The sequence below is a fragment of the Promicromonospora soli genome, assembly GCF_014653785.1.
In the GTDB taxonomy this organism is placed as follows: Bacteria; Actinomycetota; Actinomycetes; order Actinomycetales; family Cellulomonadaceae; genus Promicromonospora; species Promicromonospora soli.
Window position 1 is genome coordinate 413785 of record NZ_BNAS01000003.1, and the last position, 15028, is coordinate 428812.

Below are 15028 nucleotides of genomic sequence, written 5' to 3' on the forward strand. Positions count from 1 at the left end.
GCCTCTACGCTGAGCGCCATGGACGACAGGCCAGTCATCCTCCTGGTCGTCGGCGAGCACGCCGACGTCGTCGAGCAGGAGTTCCGCGCCCGGTACGACCGCGACTACCGCATCGAGACGGCCGTGGGCTTCGACGCGGGGCTGGACCGTGCGCGCGAGCTCGTGGCCGACGGCGCGCAGATCGCGATGATCGCGGCCGAGCACCACCTGGACGAGGGCACGTCGATCGAGTTCCTGCACCATGTGCCGGCCATCGTCGCGACGGCGCGGCGCGTGGCTCTCGTCGGGTTCGAGGACTTCGCCGACGCCATCGGCGACCTGCGTGCGGCCGCTCTGCGGCGCGACATGGACACCTTCATCCTCATCCCGCGCGGCCCGCGGGACGAGGAGTTCCACACGGCGCTGATCGAGCTGCTGTCGGAGTGGGGATGGTCGGTGGGGCGGCCGCTGGTGACCGTGACGGACCTGGTCGCGGAGTCGGGCGACCGTGGTGCGGCGGCGATCCGGGACCTCCTGGAGCGACTTGGCATCCCGCACCGCGTGCTCGCTCCGGGCGACGACGAGGCGGAGGAGATCGTCGAGGCGGCCGGGGCCGGGGCGGAGCTGCCCCTGGTCCGGGCCTTCACCGGCAGGGTCCTGTCCGCGGCGACGCCGGCTGCGGTCGCCGAGGCGATGTACGGCGGGTTCGACACGATCCCGCAGGGTGTGATCGCGGATGTCGCTATCGTCGGCGCCGGTCCAGCGGGCCTCGCGGCGGCCGTCTACGCGGCGTCCGAGGGGCTGGCCACGGTAGTGCTCGAACGCGACGCGATCGGTGGCCAGGCCGGGTCGAGCTCCATGATCCGCAACTACCTCGGCTTCCCGCGCGGCATCTCGGGCATGCGGCTCGCGCAGCGGTCCCGCATCCAGGCCGGCCGGTTCGGCGCGCGCTTCTACACCGGGCGCCCGGCGATCAGTGTCGCGCCTGGTCCCGCCGACGAGCCCGAGCACCAGCACGTGCACGTCGCCGGTGCCCAGATGTGCGCCCGCACCGTCGTCCTCGCGACCGGGGTGACCTATCGGCGCCTGGGCGTGCCCGGCGTCGACGACCTCGTGGGCGCCGGCGTGTACTACGGGGCCGCGACGTCGATGGCGCGTGAGATGCAGGACCGCGACGTCTACGTGGTCGGGGGCGGGAACTCGGCCGGCCAGGCCGCCGTCCACCTCGCCAAGTTCGCCGGCGCGGTGACGATCCTGGTCCGACGCGCGGCCCTCGCGGAGACGATGTCGGACTACCTGGTGCGCGAGATCGCGGCGACGTCGAACATCCAGGTGCGGACCCGGACCGTGGTCGCCGACGGCGGCGGGGACGGGCGGCTGCAGTGGCTGCGCCTCGAGGACCTCGATACCGGCGAGGCCGGCAAGACGCTCGCCGACGGCCTGTTCTGCCTGCTCGGCGCCGAGCCGGACTGTTCTTGGCTGCCCGACGGCGTGGCGCTCGACGAGCGAGGCTTTGTTCTGACCGGCCGGGACGTGCCCCGCGAAGCCTGGATCGACGGCGACCCGCCCGCGAGCCTGGAGACGACGGTGCCGGGCATCTTCGCGGTCGGCGACGTGCGCGCCGGGTCCATGAAGCGTGTCGCGTCAGCGAGCGGCGAGGGCGCGTCGGTGCTGCCGCTGATCCACGCCCACCTGGAGCGGCTGCGCGCCCGCGAGTTCGGGGCCTGACCCGGTCGGTTCACTGGTTCCGGGAGTGGAGGCGTTCCAGCTCGGCGCCGACGGCGGCCATGCCCCGGGCGAGCCCTCGAAGGTCGTCGAGCGGGATGCGCATGAGGACGTCGTCGGCGAACTCGGGGCGCGCGGCGACCAGGCGACGCATGGCGGACCGGCCGTGCTCCGTCGCGTGGATCCGGCGGACGCGCGCGTCGTGGGGGTCGCTCGAGCGCTCGGCCATGCCCTGCGCCACGAGCCGATCGAGCAGCCCGGACATCGAGGCCATGGAGACGCCGAACGCCTCCGCGAGCCCGCTCCCCGTCATGCCCTCGTCCGTGGTGACCAGCATCGTGAGGACCTTGAGCTGCTGGATCGTGAGCTCCACCGTCAGCAACGGCGTGAGGAGAGTAGGCAGCGCCCCGGTCTCGAACGCGATGCTGAGGACGCGGATCTGCTCGGCCAGCCGCATGCGCTCGTCGTCGCCGGTCTCTTTCACGTGCCCACCGTAGTTCGTGCAGGGATGTCCGGCCGTGTTTACTTAGGATCAGCCTAACCTATTTACTTAGGACCAGGTTAAGTTTACGGTGGCCGGACCAACCGATCCCAGCGAGGGGCCACACATGACAACCTCTTCCCAGGCGACGCCGACCATCGAGGAGCTGGACGTCGACGCGCTCCGGGCGAAGTACGCCGCGGAGCGGGACCGGCGCATCCGCCCGGACGGGGCAACCCAGTACCGGCGCACGGCCGGTTCCTTCGGCTACTACGCCACTGATCCGTACACCCCTCGGGTCGAGCGCGAGCCGCTGACGGACACCGTCGAGGTGCTCGTCGTCGGCGGCGGGTTCGGCGGCCTTGTCACGGGTGCACGCCTGCGCCAGGCCGGCGTCGAGAACCTGCGCATGATGGACGAGGCCGGCGACTTCGGCGGGACCTGGTACTGGAACCGTTACCCCGGCATCCACTGCGACATCCAGTCCTACGTCTACATGCCGCTCCTCGAGGAGGTCGGCTCCGTGCCGGAGTGGCGCTACGCGCCCGGCGAGGAGATCCGGCGGCACGCCGTCGCCATCGCGCGGAAGTACGACCTGTACCGCGACGCGGTGTTCCATACCAGGGTGACCGCGCTGGACTGGGACGAGGCGGCGGACGAGTGGGTGGTGCGGACCGATCGCGGAGACCGCATGCGCGCCCGCTACGTGATCACCTCCTCCGGCACGCTCACCGAGCCCAAGCTCCCGGGCATCCCCGGCATCGAGACCTTCCGCGGCCACACCTTCCACACGAGCCGGTGGGACTACGGCTACACCGGCGGCGACCAGTTCGGCGGCCTGACCGGGCTCGCCGACAAGAAGGTGGCAGTGGTGGGCACGGGCGCCACCGGCGTGCAGGTCATCCCGTTCGTGGCGCGCGACGCCGAGCAGCTCGTCGTCTTCCAGCGCACCCCCTCGTCGGTCGACGTCCGGGACAACCGCCCCACCGACCCGGAGTGGGCCGCATCGCTCCGCCCCGGCTGGCAGCGGGAACGCATGGACAACTTCCTCGCCGTCGTCTCCGGTGAGCCCGTCGACGGGGACCTGACGCAGGACGGCTGGACGTCGACCGCCCAGCTGCAGCGCAAGGTCGTCTCCGGCGCCGTGGACACCAGCGTGTCCGCCGAGGAGCGCGAGCGGATCGACGATCTCGTCGACCTCGCGAAGATGAATCAGATCCGCGCCCGCGTCGACGAGGTGGTCACCGACCCCGCGACCGCCGAGCTGCTCAAGCCCTGGTACCGCTACATGTGCAAGCGACCGACCTTCAGCGACCTCTACCTGCCGACCTTCAACCGGCCCAACGTCACGCTCGTCGACACGGCGGACTTCGGCGGAATCACGCGCATGACTCAGACCGGCGTCGTCGTGGGCGACGTCGAGTACGAGGTCGACTGCGTCATCTTCGCCACGGGTTTCGAGGTCGGCGTCTCCGGCGTCCTGTCCGGGACCATGCCCGTGACCGGCCGCGGTGGCCAGACGCTCCTCGAGACCTGGGGGCGCCGCGGCCCCATGACGCTGCACGGGTTCTACAGCCACGGGTTCCCGAACCTCTTCCACCTCGGATCCCTGCAGAACGCCAACTCCGTGAACTTCGTGCACATCCTGCAGGAGCAGGCCGAGCACATCGCCGCCGTCATCGCCGAGAGCCGCGCGGCGGGCGCCCGCTACGTAGAGCCCTCGGAACAGGCGCAGGCCGGCTGGTCGCAGACCATCCGCGACTCCAGCCACGACAACAGCGCCTTCCAGGCGGAGTGCACCCCCGGCTACTACAACCGGGAGGGCGCTGGCACCCAGGGCAGCTCCGCCTACGGCCCGGGGCCGGTCGCCTTCCACCGCCTGCTGCGGGACTGGCGCGCGAGCGACCTGAGCGACGTCCTGGTGGGCGCCGAATGAGGCTCGGCGCGCTGCCGGTCGCGCTGTCGGCGCTCGCGGCGAGTTCGAGGCGCTCGCCGACGGCATCCGCCAGTCGAACGGCGGCTGACCCGGCGCCGATCATGCGAAAGTCCGCTTCGACCACGCGGTTGCGCATGCTTCTGGCGCCAGAAGCATGCGCAACCGCGTGGTCGGGGCGGACTTTCGGCCAGGGACCGACGGCGGCCGTGGCACTGAGCACCCCCTGACATGCGGAAAGATGCGCGCATGAGGTTCGAGTATTTCTCCGTCCCAGACGACGAGACCGCGGCCCAGACCATCGACGGCGAGGCGATCGTCGGAAGTGTGGGATCCCACGTCGTCGACCCCGCTTCGGTGCTCGGGCAGCTGGAGCGCCTGCTCGGCGGTCCGGTCGGGGACGACGGCCTGCGCAGCGCACAGCTCGTCGCCGAGAGCCCTGACGGCGCCCGGCTCGTGATCCGGCTGTCCAACCACCTGGTGTCGCTGTTCGGGATGGTGCGGCCGACGACGCTGGACGACGTCGTCAGGCACTGGTCCCTGTCGCGGCGGTTCCGCCGCTCCGCCCCGGAGGACCTGCACGCCTTCGCCGCCGGCCTGCACGAGCTGTGCAAGGGCAGCGGCAGGCGCGTCTACTGCCGGGCGACCGCGGACGAGAGCGAGCTGGCCACGGCCATGGCCCCGGGCGCGGGGTCCGACGGCGGAGCCGGCCCGGACGAGCCGAGGCCCCTGCCCCGGCGGCGCTGACGGGCGCCGCTCTCCGTACGGCCGCCGGGGGTTTCTGACCGGTGTTCAGCAGGCTCTGGACGACCATTATCCCGGGGATAATGGTCGCTCGGGCCTGCTGAACACCCTTCAGTACGGTGCGGTGGTGGACGCTGTGTCGTTGGCGTAGATGTCCCGGTAGAGGCGCAGCGCGCCAGTGGTGAGCTCCTGGCGGTCGTGGCCGGCGAACCGGCCGACCGCCAGGGCCGCCGGCACAGGTGCGGCGCCGGTCAGCGCGTGGCGGAGGGCCCGGGCCGCGCCCGCCGCGTGCGTGGCCCAGATCGCCTGGGCGACCCACACGCCGGGTGCCTCGGGGTGGGGGCCCAGGAACGGCAGGTTGTCGGGCGTGATCGCGAAGACGCCGTTGACCCGCTCCTCGGGCTCGAAGCGCACCGCCGGATCGAGCAGGAGCTGCGCCTCGTCGATCGCCGGGGTGAGGTTCGCTGACCAGGCGAGCCCGGTGCCCTGGTCGAGGCCGTCCTGGCCGATCACGACGGGCGCATGGTCGTAGGTCCCCAGGCCGAGCCGATCGCCGTGCACGCGGCCGTAGACGTGGTCCTCGGGCCAGCGGAGGAACGGCCCCTCGTGGAGGTCCGCGCGCCGGGGTCCGTAGACGTACGGGTGGGCGACCGGGACCAGAGGGAGGTCGAGGCCGACCAGATCCGCGAGGGTCGGGCCCCACACACCGGCCGCGAGGATCACGTCGTCGGCCGCCCAGGTCTTGCCGTCGCGGGTGCGGACGCGGGTCGGCTGCCCCGGGGTGATGCCGACGACCTCGGCGCCCGTGACGAACCGGGCGCCGGCGTCGGCCGCCCGACGTCGGAGCGCCGCGGTGAGGACGACGGGAGCGGCAGTGCCGTCCAGCGCGTACTGCCATGCCGCTACGGCGCGATCCGCGTTCACCACCGCGGCGACGGACGCGGGGAGGTCCCCGGGCGCCGTCTCCGTGACGAGCAGACCGACGGCGCGGGCCTGCTCCGCCCGCTGCGCCAGCTCGTGGGCGCCGTCGGTCGAGGTGGCGATCTCGATCCCGCCGGACCGCGCGAACCCGGAGCCGAGCGACGAGTAGACCTCCGCGGACTCGCGCGCGAGCGTGGTGAGGATCGCCGCCTCGTTGTACAGGCCGACGAGCCCCGGGGCGAAGGCTGTCGAACCGCGCGGGCTGCCGGTCTCCCGTTCGAGCACCGTCACCTCGAAACCGTCGAGCGCGGCCAGCTCCGCGGCGATGGCGGTCCCGACAACTCCTGCTCCGACGATCACTGTCTGCCGCGCCATGTCCGCTGCCCCTCTGCGCCGTGCGGCATCTTCCGGTCGCGTCGACCGGGCCGCGGTCCTCTGACTTCGGCGAGCGTAACCGACGAGCTCACCGGTCACTCAGGCGGCGCGGGAAGCCAGGTGAACCAGTCGTCGGCGGGCACCTCGTCCAGCCGGCGCAGGTCACGCGGGCCCAGCAGGCTCGTGCGGGCCAGCCCACGCGCCACCATGACTGCTACCGCGGATGCACCATGCGGCTTGAAGTGCGTGTTGTCCTGCTTCGTGTCGGTCCACAGGAAGTAGTTCTTGGTCTCCTCCGGCCCGAGCTCCTGCCACAGCGCGAGGGTCTGGACCTGGACGTCGATCACCGGCACCTCGAGCCGCTCCGCGAGGGCACGCATGGCGTGCGGGTACTCGCCGTGGGTCTCTACGGCGTTCCCGCTCGCGTCGAACCGGCGGCGTTCGGCGCTGGTTGCGAACACAGGCAGGGCGCCGGCGGACCGGGCCACGTCGACGTACATGGTCAGGTACTCCTGGTACGTGGTCCAGGGGTCGGTGCCGCGCGCGGGATCCGCGATCTTTTCGTCGTTGTGCGAGAACTGGGTCACCAGGACGTCGCCCGCCGTGATCGTCCTGGCGATCGCGTCCAGGCGGCCCTCGTCGACGAAGCTCTTGGAGCTCCGGCCGTTGCGCGCGTGGTTGGCCACTGCGATGCGTCGTGACAGGTAGAACGGCAGGGCCATGCCCCAGCCGGTCTCGGGGGCGTTCGCCAGGTCCTTGGGCGCGGCGGTGGAGTCGCCCGCGATGTAGATGGTGCCGACGGGGGACGTCTTGCCGGCGGCGGTCCGAGGCGCCTGTGCCGCTGCCGCGGGTCCGGCGGTGGCTCCTAGCGACGCGGCAGCGAGGCCGGTCAGGAGGAAGGTGCGGCGGCTCGGGTCGGACTTTCGATTCATGGCGTCTTTGCCTCTCGGTAACCGGTTTCCCGAGATGCTAGCAGGCCACCTGGCGCACCCGGCGAGGTGGTGCGATGCCGTCGAGATCGTGCGGTGTGCTCATCGCTGGGCCGCCGGGCGCACGATGATCTCGTTCACGTCGACGTCGGCGGGTTGGGCGAGGGCGAACGAGATCGCCCGCGCGATCGCGTCCGCGGGGATGGCGTTGCGGCGATAGGTCCGCATGGCGCTCTGCGCCCCGGGGTCCGAGATGTGCTCGGCGAGCTCGCTCTCGACCACGCCCGGCGTGATGGTGGTGACCCGGATGCTCGGGTCCGACTCGAGCCGCAGCCCCTCGGTGATCGCCCACGCCGCGAACTTCGTCGCGGAGTAGACGGCCGACGTCGGGACCACTTCGTGCGCCCCGACCGAGGCGATGGTCACGACGTGCCCGCCGCCCTGCCGTTGGAAGTGCGGCAGCACCGCGGCGATGCCGTGGAGCAGCCCCTTGACGTTGACCTCGATCATCCGGTCCCACTCGTCGACCAGAAGGGCGTCGAGCCGGGACAGCGGCATCACGCCGGCGTTGTTAACGATGACGTCGATGCGCCCGTGCTCCTCGACGATGCGGTCCACGACGGCGCGGACGTCGTCGGGGTCGGTCACGTCGAGGCGCCGGACGCCGGCCCGTCCGCCGTCGGCCCGGATGCGGGCGGCTACCGCCTCCAGGCGGTCCGTGCGCCGTGCGCCGAGGACTACCTGGTGGCCCTCCGACGCTAGCCGGACAGCCGTGGCCTCGCCGATACCGCTGCTCGCACCGGTGACGAGGACGACGCGGGGGGTGCTGGATGGGAGTGCTGTTGTTGTCATGCGTCCAGGCTGCGGCGCCGCCGGGCGGCCAGGAAGGACGCCGTCTTCCTGGGTGCGACACACCCTGGATACGCCCGGCGTGAGGCGTACCTTCGAAGGCATGACCTCCTCACCCCTCGGCGACTACCTGCGCGGAAGGCGGGCTCAGCTGACGCCGGAAGCGCTCGGGCTGCCGGTCTACGGGAGGCGCCGCGTCGTCGGCCTGCGCCGCGAGGAGGTGGCCATGCTGACCGGCGTCAGCGTGGACTACTACGTCCGGCTGGAGCAGGGCCGGGAGGTGAGCCCGTCACCACAGGTGCTCGACTCGCTCGGCGAGGTGCTGCGCCTGGACCACGACGGGCGGCAGCACCTGTACCGGCTGGCCGGGCTCAGCCCCCGGCCCGAGCCGCCGGCGCCGGTCGAAGAGGCGGATGCCTCGCTGCTGGAGCTCATGCTCTCCTGGCGGGACAGCCCCGCGATAGTGCTCGGGCGGGCGTTCGACGTGCTGGCGAGCAACCCCCTCGGCGAGGCGCTCTTCGGCGGGTTCCAGTTCTCCCGGAACCTGACCCGCTCGACCTTCCTCGACCCGCGGGCGCGCACGTTCTACCCGGACTGGCACCTCGTCGCGGAGAACACCGTCGCCGGGCTGCGCCTGGCCGACGGGCTCACGCCGGGCAGCCCGGCCATCCGGGAGGTCGTCGACGAGCTGCGCGTGAAGAGCCCCGACTTCGTGACGATGTGGGAGCAGAACGACGCCCGGGGGAAACGCCTCACCACGAAGCGTTTCCTGCACCCCGAGGTCGGTCACCTGGAGCTGCGCGTGCACGTGTTCGACGTCCGCGGCGCGCCCGGGCAGGAGCTCGTGGTCTACCACGCGCCGCCGGGCTCGCCCGCCGCGCAGGCGCTGTCCCTGCTCGGCACGCTGGCCGCCACCCGGACGATCGGATGACAACCCCCGGCGTCTGGCATTCTTGAGCCGTGACAGACCGGATCCCCACCGGAGTTCCTACCCGGCCCGGTCCCAGGCCCAGGGTCGACATCCCGTACCCGCGCTTGTCGCCCGGGTTGCGCAGCTACTTCGCGACCGAGGGCGGGGGAGCGACGCTCCTGCTCGCGGCGTCGGCCATCGCGCTGGTCTGGGCGAACGTCGCGGGCGACTCGTACCACGCGCTGTGGGAGACGCCGATCAACCTCACGGTCGGCACCTGGGACCTGTCCCTCACGCTGCACCACTGGGTCAATGACTTCCTCATGGCCGTGTTCTTCCTCGTGGTCGGAGTCGAGGTCAACCGCGAGCTCACGGTCGGCGAGCTGCGCACGTTCCGCGCCGCGTCCGTGCCGCTCTTCGGGGCCATCGGCGGGCTGGCCGTCCCGATCGGGATGTACCTGCTGCTCAACCCGTCCGGGCCCGACGCGTCCGGCTGGGGCCTGCCGATGTCCACCGACACGGCGTTTGTCATCGGTGTGCTCGCGCTGGTCGGGCCACGCTGCCCCGACCAGCTGCGCGTCTTCCTGCTGACGCTGGCGATCTTCGACGACATCGGGGCCATCGCCCTGCTCGGCATCTTCTACTCCGACGCGATCTCGATGGGCGCGCTGGCGGTCTCGGCGCTGCTCGTGGTCATCCTGTTCGCGATGCGCTGGCTCGGCATCTGGCAGATCGCCCCGTACCTGCTCGTGGGCGTGGTCCTGTGGGTGGCGGTCCTCGAGTCGGGCCTGCACCCGACACTGGCGGGCGTCATGGTGGGCCTCGCGTTCCCGACCGCCCTCCGCGGGCGCGACGACGAGGCGCGTAGGCACCTCGGGTTCTACGGGCGTGCCCTCATGGAGGAGCTCAACCCCGCGCGCTCGCGCCTCGCGGTGAGCGCCGCGCGATCCGCCGTCCCGACGAGCGACCGCCTCCTCGACGCGCTCCACCCGCTGAGCTCGTACGTCGTCGTGCCGGTGTTCGGGTTCGCCAACGCGGGCGTCGCGCTGTCCGGCGAGTCGATCAGCGCCGCCATGTCCAGCCCCGTCACGCTCGGCGTGCTCGTCGGCCTGGTGCTCGGCAAGGGGATCGGTGTCTTCGCCGGCGCGATGGTCGCCCTGGTGACGGGGCTGGGCACCCTCCCGGGCCAGGTGCGCTACGGGCACCTCGCCGGGGGCGCGTTCCTGTGCGGGATCGGCTTCACCATCGCGCTGTTCGTCAGCGAGCTCGCGTTCGACGACGAGGCCCTGATCAACGAGGCCAAGGTCGGCATCCTCGTGGGGTCGATCCTGTCGGGCGTGATCGGCGCGGTGATCCTCCGGTACTTCGGCGACCGCCTGCCGCTGTGCTCGCCGAACGAGGCCCAGGGCCCGCCGCCGCTGCCCGAAGGGACATGGCGCCCGCCGGCGTGACCGACGGGCCGCCCTACCGGCGGAAGCGGGATGCGCGCTTGCGGGACAGTCCCATCGTGTCCCGCAGGTCGGTGACCGTGACGCCGTCCGTGTACGGCTCGCCGTTGATGAACAGCGTGGGCGTGCCGTGCACGCCGGCGTCGATGCCGTCCTGGTAGTCGGTGCGGACGGCGTCGGCGAAGCGCTGGGCCTGGTCGCCCACCAGCCTGGCGGTGTCGAGCCCGAGCTGCTCCCCGTAGCGGACTATCGACGCGTCGTCGAGCTTGTCCTGGTTCTTGAAGAGCAGGCCGGCCATCGGCCAGAACGCGCCCTGATGGCCCGCGGCCTCGGCCGCGAGAGCCGCCGTCAGTGCGTACGGGTGCGGCTCGAACAGGGGGAAGTGGCGCCACACCAGGCGGACCTGGCCCTCGGACCCGTTGATCAGCTCGGCCAGCACGGGCTTCGCCGCACCGCAGTACGGGCATTCGAAGTCGCCGAACTCCACGATCGTGAACGGCGCCTCGGGGTTGCCGTACGCCCAGCGGAACGCGAACTCGGGGTCGTGGCCGCTGACCGGCGCTGCGCTCTGGGCGGCGATCGATGTCGCTTCCGGAGTGGATTCGTCCGTCGTCATGGGACCAATCGTTGCACCCGCGCCGTCAGCCACGGACACGTGCCGCGGCGTCGAGCAGCGTCTCCGCAGCCGCCCGCGCGTGGCGTGCGGCGTCCGGCGTGCCCGAGATGGCGGCCGTGGTCTGCGCGCCCTCGGCGAGGATCGCAAGCTGCGGGGCGAGGGCGGGCGGCGCGCCGGCGTCGGCCACGAGCCGGGCGACGTACTCCTGGAAGGCCTGCTTCTGCGCGCGGACGGCGCCCGTCACCGCGGACGAGGACGCGCCGAGCTCGCCGTGGGCGTTGATGAACGCGCACCCCCGGAAGTCCGGCTCACGGAACCAGCCGTCGAGGAAGTCGAAGATCGTGAGGATGCGCTCCCGCGCCGTCGTGGCCCGCTCGGCAGCGCCCGCGAGCCCGTTGTCCCACGTCTCGGTGCGGTGGTGCAGCACGGCGACGATCAGCTCGTCCTTCGAGGCGAAGAGCGAGTAGATGCGTTTGAGCGACACACCCGCCGCCGTGCGCACCGCGTCCATGCCAACGGCCTGGACACCGTGCGCGTAGAACAGCTCGTCCGCGGCCCGGATCACGTTCTCCCGAGCGGTCTTCTCGTCGATCATGCGATCTCACCCATCTTCCGTCCCCGCACGACTTGCGCGGAGAACGATCGTTCTCTACTGTAGCGGACAGCGGCAGAGAACGACCGTTCTCCGCCGGGCGAAGGACTGGGAAAGGGAACGAATCATGGGTTTCATCACGGTCGGCACCGAGAACAGCACCACCACCGAGCTCTACTACGAGGACCACGGCACCGGGCAGCCGATCGTTCTCATCCACGGCTACCCGCTGGACGGCAACAGCTGGGAGCGCCAGTCCCGCGAGCTGATCGCCGCCGGCTACCGCGTCATCACCTATGACCGCCGCGGGTTCGGGCAGTCGAGCAAGGTCGGGGCCGGTTACGACTACGACACCTTCGCCGCCGACCTGAACACGGTCCTGAACACCCTCGACCTGCGCGACGTGATCCTGGTCGGCTTCTCGATGGGCACCGGCGAGCTGGCCCGCTACGTGAAGAACCACGGCCACGAGCGCGTCGCGAAGCTCGCGTTCCTGGCTTCCCTCGAGCCGTTCCTCGTCGCGACCGACGACAACCCGAACGGCGTGCCGCAGTCCGTCTTCGACGGCATCGAGGAGGCGGCCCGCTCCGACCGCTTCGCCTGGTTCACCGAGTTCTACCAGGGCTTCTACAACCTGGACGAGACCCTCGGCAAGCGGATCAGCCAGGAGGCCGTCACGGCCAGCTGGAACACGGCGACGCGCAGCGCCCCGGTCGCGGCCTACGCGGTTGTCTCCGCCTGGATCGAGGACTTCCGAGCCGACGTCGAGGCAGTCCGCGCCGCCGGCAAGCCGTCCCTGATCCTGCACGGGACCGAGGACAACATCCTCCCGATCGACGCCACCGCCCGCCCGTTCCACAAGGCGTTCCCCGAGGCCGAGTACGTGGAGATCGAGGGCGCGCCGCACGGCCTGCTCTGGACGCACGCGGACGAGGTCAACGAGGCGCTGCTGCGGTTCGTCAAGAACTGAAGTGAGCGACGCCCCCGCGGGTGATCGGTAAGAGGTCAGGTGGTCGGTAACCCGGGTTACCGATCACCTGACCTTTTGCCGATCACCTGCCCACAAACCAGGGTGACCAGATGCGTCCGGTCTCGGACCTGATCCGGGCTTCCCGGGTCACACCGGCTCGGCGTTGACTGGGGTCATGAACCGAGCCCTCGTCGTCATCGATGTCCAGGAGTCCTTCCGCGTCCGCCCGGAATGGGCCGACACCCTCAACCCGGGGATCGCGGAGCCCGTGAACCGGCTGGTCGACCTCGCCCGTGCGGCAGGGGATCTCGTCGTCTGGGTGCTGCACACCGAGCCGGGTTCGGGCACCCCGTTCGACCCCGAGTCCGGGCACGTCCGGCTGTTCGGCGAGCTGAGCGAGCCCCGGCCCAGCGAGCCCGTGCTGCGCAAGACCTCGCACAACGCCTTCACCACGACCAACCTGCAGCAGATCCTCACCGCGCGCGGCGTGGGCGAGCTGCGGGTCTGCGGCATCCGGGCCGAGCAGTGCGTGGAGACCACCACCCGGGTCGGCTCCGACCTCGGCTACGCGGTGACGTTCGTCAGCGACGCCACCAGCACCGACCGGCTCGGCCGGTTCAGCGCCGCCGACATCCTGGAGCGCACCGAGGCCGTGCTCCGCGACCGCTTCGCGCGCATCGCCACTGTCGCCGAGCTCGAGGCCGAGGCCGGTGCCGACGTGGCAGCATCAGCCGTGTGACCACCGTCGTCTTCGTGCTCCTGCCCGGGGTCCACCTGCTCGACCTGGCGGGCCCCGCGCAGGCGTTCTTCACAGCGGGGGACTTCGGCCACCCCTACGAGCTGCACTACGTGTCGGGCGCTGTGTCCGACGCCGGTGTGGTCGCCTCGGCGCAGGGCCTCCCGCTGGTCGCGGGTACGGACTGGCCGGCGCTGGGCCCGGGGGATCTCGTCGTCGTGCCCGGATGGCGCGTGGGGAACGACCGGACCGCCTGGCCCCGCCTGAGCGAGACGGTGCGGGAGCGGCTCCGCGAACATCACGCGGCGGGCGGCACGGTCGCGAGCGTGTGCGCGGGTTCGGATGCCCTCGGCCAGGCGGGCCTGCTCGACGGCCGGCGCTGCACAACGCACCATGGCGTCCAGGACGAGCTCGCCGCCCGGTACCCGCGGGCGCACGTGGTCCGGGACGTCCTGTTCACCAGCGACGACGGCGTGGTGACCTCCGCCGGCATCGCCAGCGGCATCGACCTCTCGCTGCACCTGCTCGCCATGCGCCACGGGCCGGCCCTCGCCGCCCGGGTGGCCCGGGACATGGTGGTCTACGCCCGCCGGAACGGGACGGAGCCACAGGTCAGCGCGATGCTGCGGCACCGGTCGCACGTCGACGACACGGTCCACCGGGTCCAGGACCGGATCGACGCGCAGTTCACGCGCGCCCTCCCGCTCGCCGACCTGGCCGCGCACGCCGGCGTCGCCCAGCGGACCCTGACCCGGCTGTTCACCCGGGCCACCGGGGTGACGCCCTTGCGCTACCAGCAGATCCTGCGGCTCGAACGCGCGGAGCACCTCATCGGCCACGGCGCCACCGTCGAGTCGGCCGCGCACACCGTCGGGTTCCAGGACCCGCGAATGCTCCGCCGCCTCCGCAGGCCGGCCGGCTGAGGTCAAGCCCCGGGTCAGACCAGCAGGCCGACGGCCAGGGCGATCACACCCAGCAGCGGGGCGGCGCCCTGCTTGAGCGCCGCGCTGCGCTTCGACGGGTCAGAGACCACCAGGACCACCGCCGCGGCCGCCATGGAGCCCGCGCCGGCGAACACGAGCGCCGCGCCCACCGCCGTCGAGCCGACGGAGGCGAGGACGATGCCGACGACCGTGATGATCGCGAGGAACAGGTTGTAGTAGCCCTGGTTCAGGGCCATGGGCCGCATGGCCTCGGCCTGCTGCGCTGTCATGCCGAACGTCGCCAGCGTCTTCCGGTCGGTCCAGGCGAAGGACTCCAGATAGAAGATGTAGACGTGGATGAGTGCCGCGATGCCCGCGAGTACGAGTCCTGCGATGAGCACGATGGTTTCCTTCTCGAGGCGGGCGTGTGATCGGCAGTATGTCAGGGAGCGTGCCGGCTCAGCGCGCCGGTGGCGGCCGGCCTTCGAGGTGCGCCTTCAGGGGCGCCCTGGTCCTCGGGATGCTCGGCCTGACGCTGTCCCTGGTCGCGCTCTGGCTCCTGGGCTCCTCCCCGGTAGCGGTGGCCGTGATCCTGGCGCTGCTCGGCCTGTGCACCATGGGCATGGCGTCGTCGCTGCAGCACCGGGTGGTCAGCCTGGCCGGACCGGGCGCGGCGCTCGCCCAGTCGCTGCCGGCGTCGGCCGCCAACGTGGGTGTCGCGACGGGCGCCGCCGTCGGCGGGCTGGCCATCAGTGGGTTCGGCGCCCCGGCCGCCGTCGCGGTGGGCGCGCTGATCGGCGTGGTGGCGATCCCGATCACGATGGCCACGGGGCGGCTGCGGCCCGTGCTCGACCGGGTGGCCGAGCCGCCGAGCGGGGCGCGTCGGGAATAGCCTGC

General features: G+C 71.7%; 16 protein-coding genes. 9 read left to right on the plus strand and 7 right to left on the minus strand.

The features are described from left to right. The first annotated feature begins 18 nt into the window (after positions 1-18). Positions 19-1707: an NAD(P)/FAD-dependent oxidoreductase gene (locus IE250_RS11920; RefSeq protein ID WP_189669496.1), complete on the plus strand. Its 1689-nt coding sequence runs from the start codon at positions 19-21 to the stop codon at positions 1705-1707. Positions 1708-1717: 10 nt separating this feature from the next. Here IE250_RS11920 and IE250_RS11925 read toward each other — a convergent pair whose 3' ends face one another. Then, positions 1718-2188, minus strand: coding sequence for a MarR family winged helix-turn-helix transcriptional regulator (locus tag IE250_RS11925; protein ID WP_229872377.1), 471 nt, complete (start codon positions 2186-2188; stop codon positions 1718-1720). Between the two features lie 124 nt (positions 2189-2312). Here IE250_RS11925 and IE250_RS11930 point away from each other — a divergent pair, with 124 nt between their 5' ends. Both IE250_RS11930 and IE250_RS11935 read left to right on the plus strand, forming a co-directional pair. Next, the gene (locus IE250_RS11930) at positions 2313-4121 is read left to right on the plus strand and encodes a flavin-containing monooxygenase (protein WP_189669497.1); all 1809 of its coding nucleotides are present in this window, start codon (positions 2313-2315) and stop codon (positions 4119-4121) included. A gap of 246 nt (positions 4122-4367) precedes the next feature. After that, positions 4368-4865, plus strand: coding sequence for a hypothetical protein (locus tag IE250_RS11935; protein WP_189669498.1), 498 nt, complete (start codon positions 4368-4370; stop codon positions 4863-4865). 108 nt (positions 4866-4973) lie between these two features. On the opposite strand, the gene IE250_RS11940 is transcribed toward IE250_RS11935, so the two are convergent. From IE250_RS11940 to IE250_RS11950, 3 genes are all read right to left on the minus strand, one after another. Then, positions 4974-6158: an NAD(P)/FAD-dependent oxidoreductase gene (locus IE250_RS11940; protein WP_189669499.1), complete on the minus strand. Its 1185-nt coding sequence runs from the start codon at positions 6156-6158 to the stop codon at positions 4974-4976. A 95-nt stretch (positions 6159-6253) separates the two neighbouring features. After that, positions 6254-7090 carry a rhamnogalacturonan acetylesterase gene (locus IE250_RS11945; protein WP_189669500.1) on the minus strand — a complete coding sequence of 279 codons (837 nt, stop codon included), beginning with the start codon at positions 7088-7090 and terminating at the stop codon, positions 6254-6256. A gap of 99 nt (positions 7091-7189) precedes the next feature. Then, positions 7190-7939: an SDR family oxidoreductase gene (locus IE250_RS11950; protein ID WP_189669501.1), complete on the minus strand. Its 750-nt coding sequence runs from the start codon at positions 7937-7939 to the stop codon at positions 7190-7192. A 100-nt stretch (positions 7940-8039) separates the two neighbouring features. Between IE250_RS11950 and IE250_RS11955 the strand changes: the two genes are divergently transcribed. Continuing rightward, the gene (locus IE250_RS11955; RefSeq protein ID WP_189669502.1) at positions 8040-8867 is read left to right on the plus strand and encodes a helix-turn-helix transcriptional regulator; all 828 of its coding nucleotides are present in this window, start codon (positions 8040-8042) and stop codon (positions 8865-8867) included. Positions 8868-8896: 29 nt separating this feature from the next. After that, positions 8897-10297 (plus strand): Na+/H+ antiporter NhaA, encoded by a 1401-nt coding sequence (gene nhaA, locus IE250_RS11960; protein WP_229872378.1) that lies wholly within the window; start codon positions 8897-8899, stop codon positions 10295-10297. 13 nt (positions 10298-10310) lie between these two features. Here nhaA and IE250_RS11965 read toward each other — a convergent pair whose 3' ends face one another. Further along, positions 10311-10910: a DsbA family protein gene (locus IE250_RS11965; RefSeq protein ID WP_229872379.1), complete on the minus strand. Its 600-nt coding sequence runs from the start codon at positions 10908-10910 to the stop codon at positions 10311-10313. Positions 10911-10935: 25 nt separating this feature from the next. After that, a complete protein-coding gene (locus IE250_RS11970) occupies positions 10936-11505 on the minus strand; it encodes a TetR/AcrR family transcriptional regulator (RefSeq protein ID WP_189669503.1) in 570 nt (189 codons plus the stop codon). Between the two features lie 124 nt (positions 11506-11629). On the opposite strand from IE250_RS11970, the gene IE250_RS11975 reads away from it, so the two are divergent. The 3 genes from IE250_RS11975 to IE250_RS11985 all read left to right on the plus strand — a co-directional run bounded on the left by IE250_RS11975 (position 11630) and on the right by IE250_RS11985 (position 14131). Beyond that, positions 11630-12472: an alpha/beta fold hydrolase gene (locus IE250_RS11975; RefSeq protein WP_189669504.1), complete on the plus strand. Its 843-nt coding sequence runs from the start codon at positions 11630-11632 to the stop codon at positions 12470-12472. 175 nt (positions 12473-12647) lie between these two features. After that, positions 12648-13211: a cysteine hydrolase family protein gene (locus IE250_RS11980; protein ID WP_189669505.1), complete on the plus strand. Its 564-nt coding sequence runs from the start codon at positions 12648-12650 to the stop codon at positions 13209-13211. Further along, entirely contained in the window at positions 13208-14131 is a 924-nt protein-coding gene (locus tag IE250_RS11985) for a GlxA family transcriptional regulator (protein ID WP_189669506.1), read from the plus strand. Before IE250_RS11980 ends, IE250_RS11985 begins: the two co-directional genes overlap by 4 nt. Before the next feature lie 14 nt (positions 14132-14145). Here IE250_RS11985 and IE250_RS11990 read toward each other — a convergent pair whose 3' ends face one another. Continuing rightward, positions 14146-14532, minus strand: a complete 387-nt coding sequence (locus tag IE250_RS11990; RefSeq protein WP_189669507.1) for a DUF1304 domain-containing protein — start codon at positions 14530-14532, stop codon at positions 14146-14148. A gap of 26 nt (positions 14533-14558) precedes the next feature. Between IE250_RS11990 and IE250_RS11995 the strand changes: the two genes are divergently transcribed. Continuing rightward, positions 14559-15023: an MFS transporter gene (locus tag IE250_RS11995; RefSeq protein ID WP_189669508.1), complete on the plus strand. Its 465-nt coding sequence runs from the start codon at positions 14559-14561 to the stop codon at positions 15021-15023. Positions 15024-15028: the final 5 nt, after the last annotated feature.

Bases quoted from the DNA above. Each gene is read 5' to 3' on its own strand.
- IE250_RS11980 (WP_189669505.1), top strand. From the start codon at position 12,648: ATGAACCGAGCCCTCGTCGTCATCGATGTCCAGGAGTCCTTCCGCGTC.
- IE250_RS11965 (WP_229872379.1), bottom strand. From the start codon at position 10,910: ATGACGACGGACGAATCCACTCCGGAAGCGACATCGATCGCCGCCCAG.
- IE250_RS11950 (WP_189669501.1), bottom strand. From the start codon at position 7,939: ATGACAACAACAGCACTCCCATCCAGCACCCCCCGCGTCGTCCTCGTC.
- IE250_RS11955 (WP_189669502.1), top strand. From the start codon at position 8,040: ATGACCTCCTCACCCCTCGGCGACTACCTGCGCGGAAGGCGGGCTCAG.
- IE250_RS11940 (WP_189669499.1), bottom strand. From the start codon at position 6,158: ATGGCGCGGCAGACAGTGATCGTCGGAGCAGGAGTTGTCGGGACCGCC.
- IE250_RS11930 (WP_189669497.1), top strand. From the start codon at position 2,313: ATGACAACCTCTTCCCAGGCGACGCCGACCATCGAGGAGCTGGACGTC.
- IE250_RS11970 (WP_189669503.1), bottom strand. From the start codon at position 11,505: ATGATCGACGAGAAGACCGCTCGGGAGAACGTGATCCGGGCCGCGGAC.
- IE250_RS11935 (WP_189669498.1), top strand. From the start codon at position 4,368: ATGAGGTTCGAGTATTTCTCCGTCCCAGACGACGAGACCGCGGCCCAG.
- IE250_RS11975 (WP_189669504.1), top strand. From the start codon at position 11,630: ATGGGTTTCATCACGGTCGGCACCGAGAACAGCACCACCACCGAGCTC.
- IE250_RS11920 (WP_189669496.1), top strand. From the start codon at position 19: ATGGACGACAGGCCAGTCATCCTCCTGGTCGTCGGCGAGCACGCCGAC.
- IE250_RS11945 (WP_189669500.1), bottom strand. From the start codon at position 7,090: ATGAATCGAAAGTCCGACCCGAGCCGCCGCACCTTCCTCCTGACCGGC.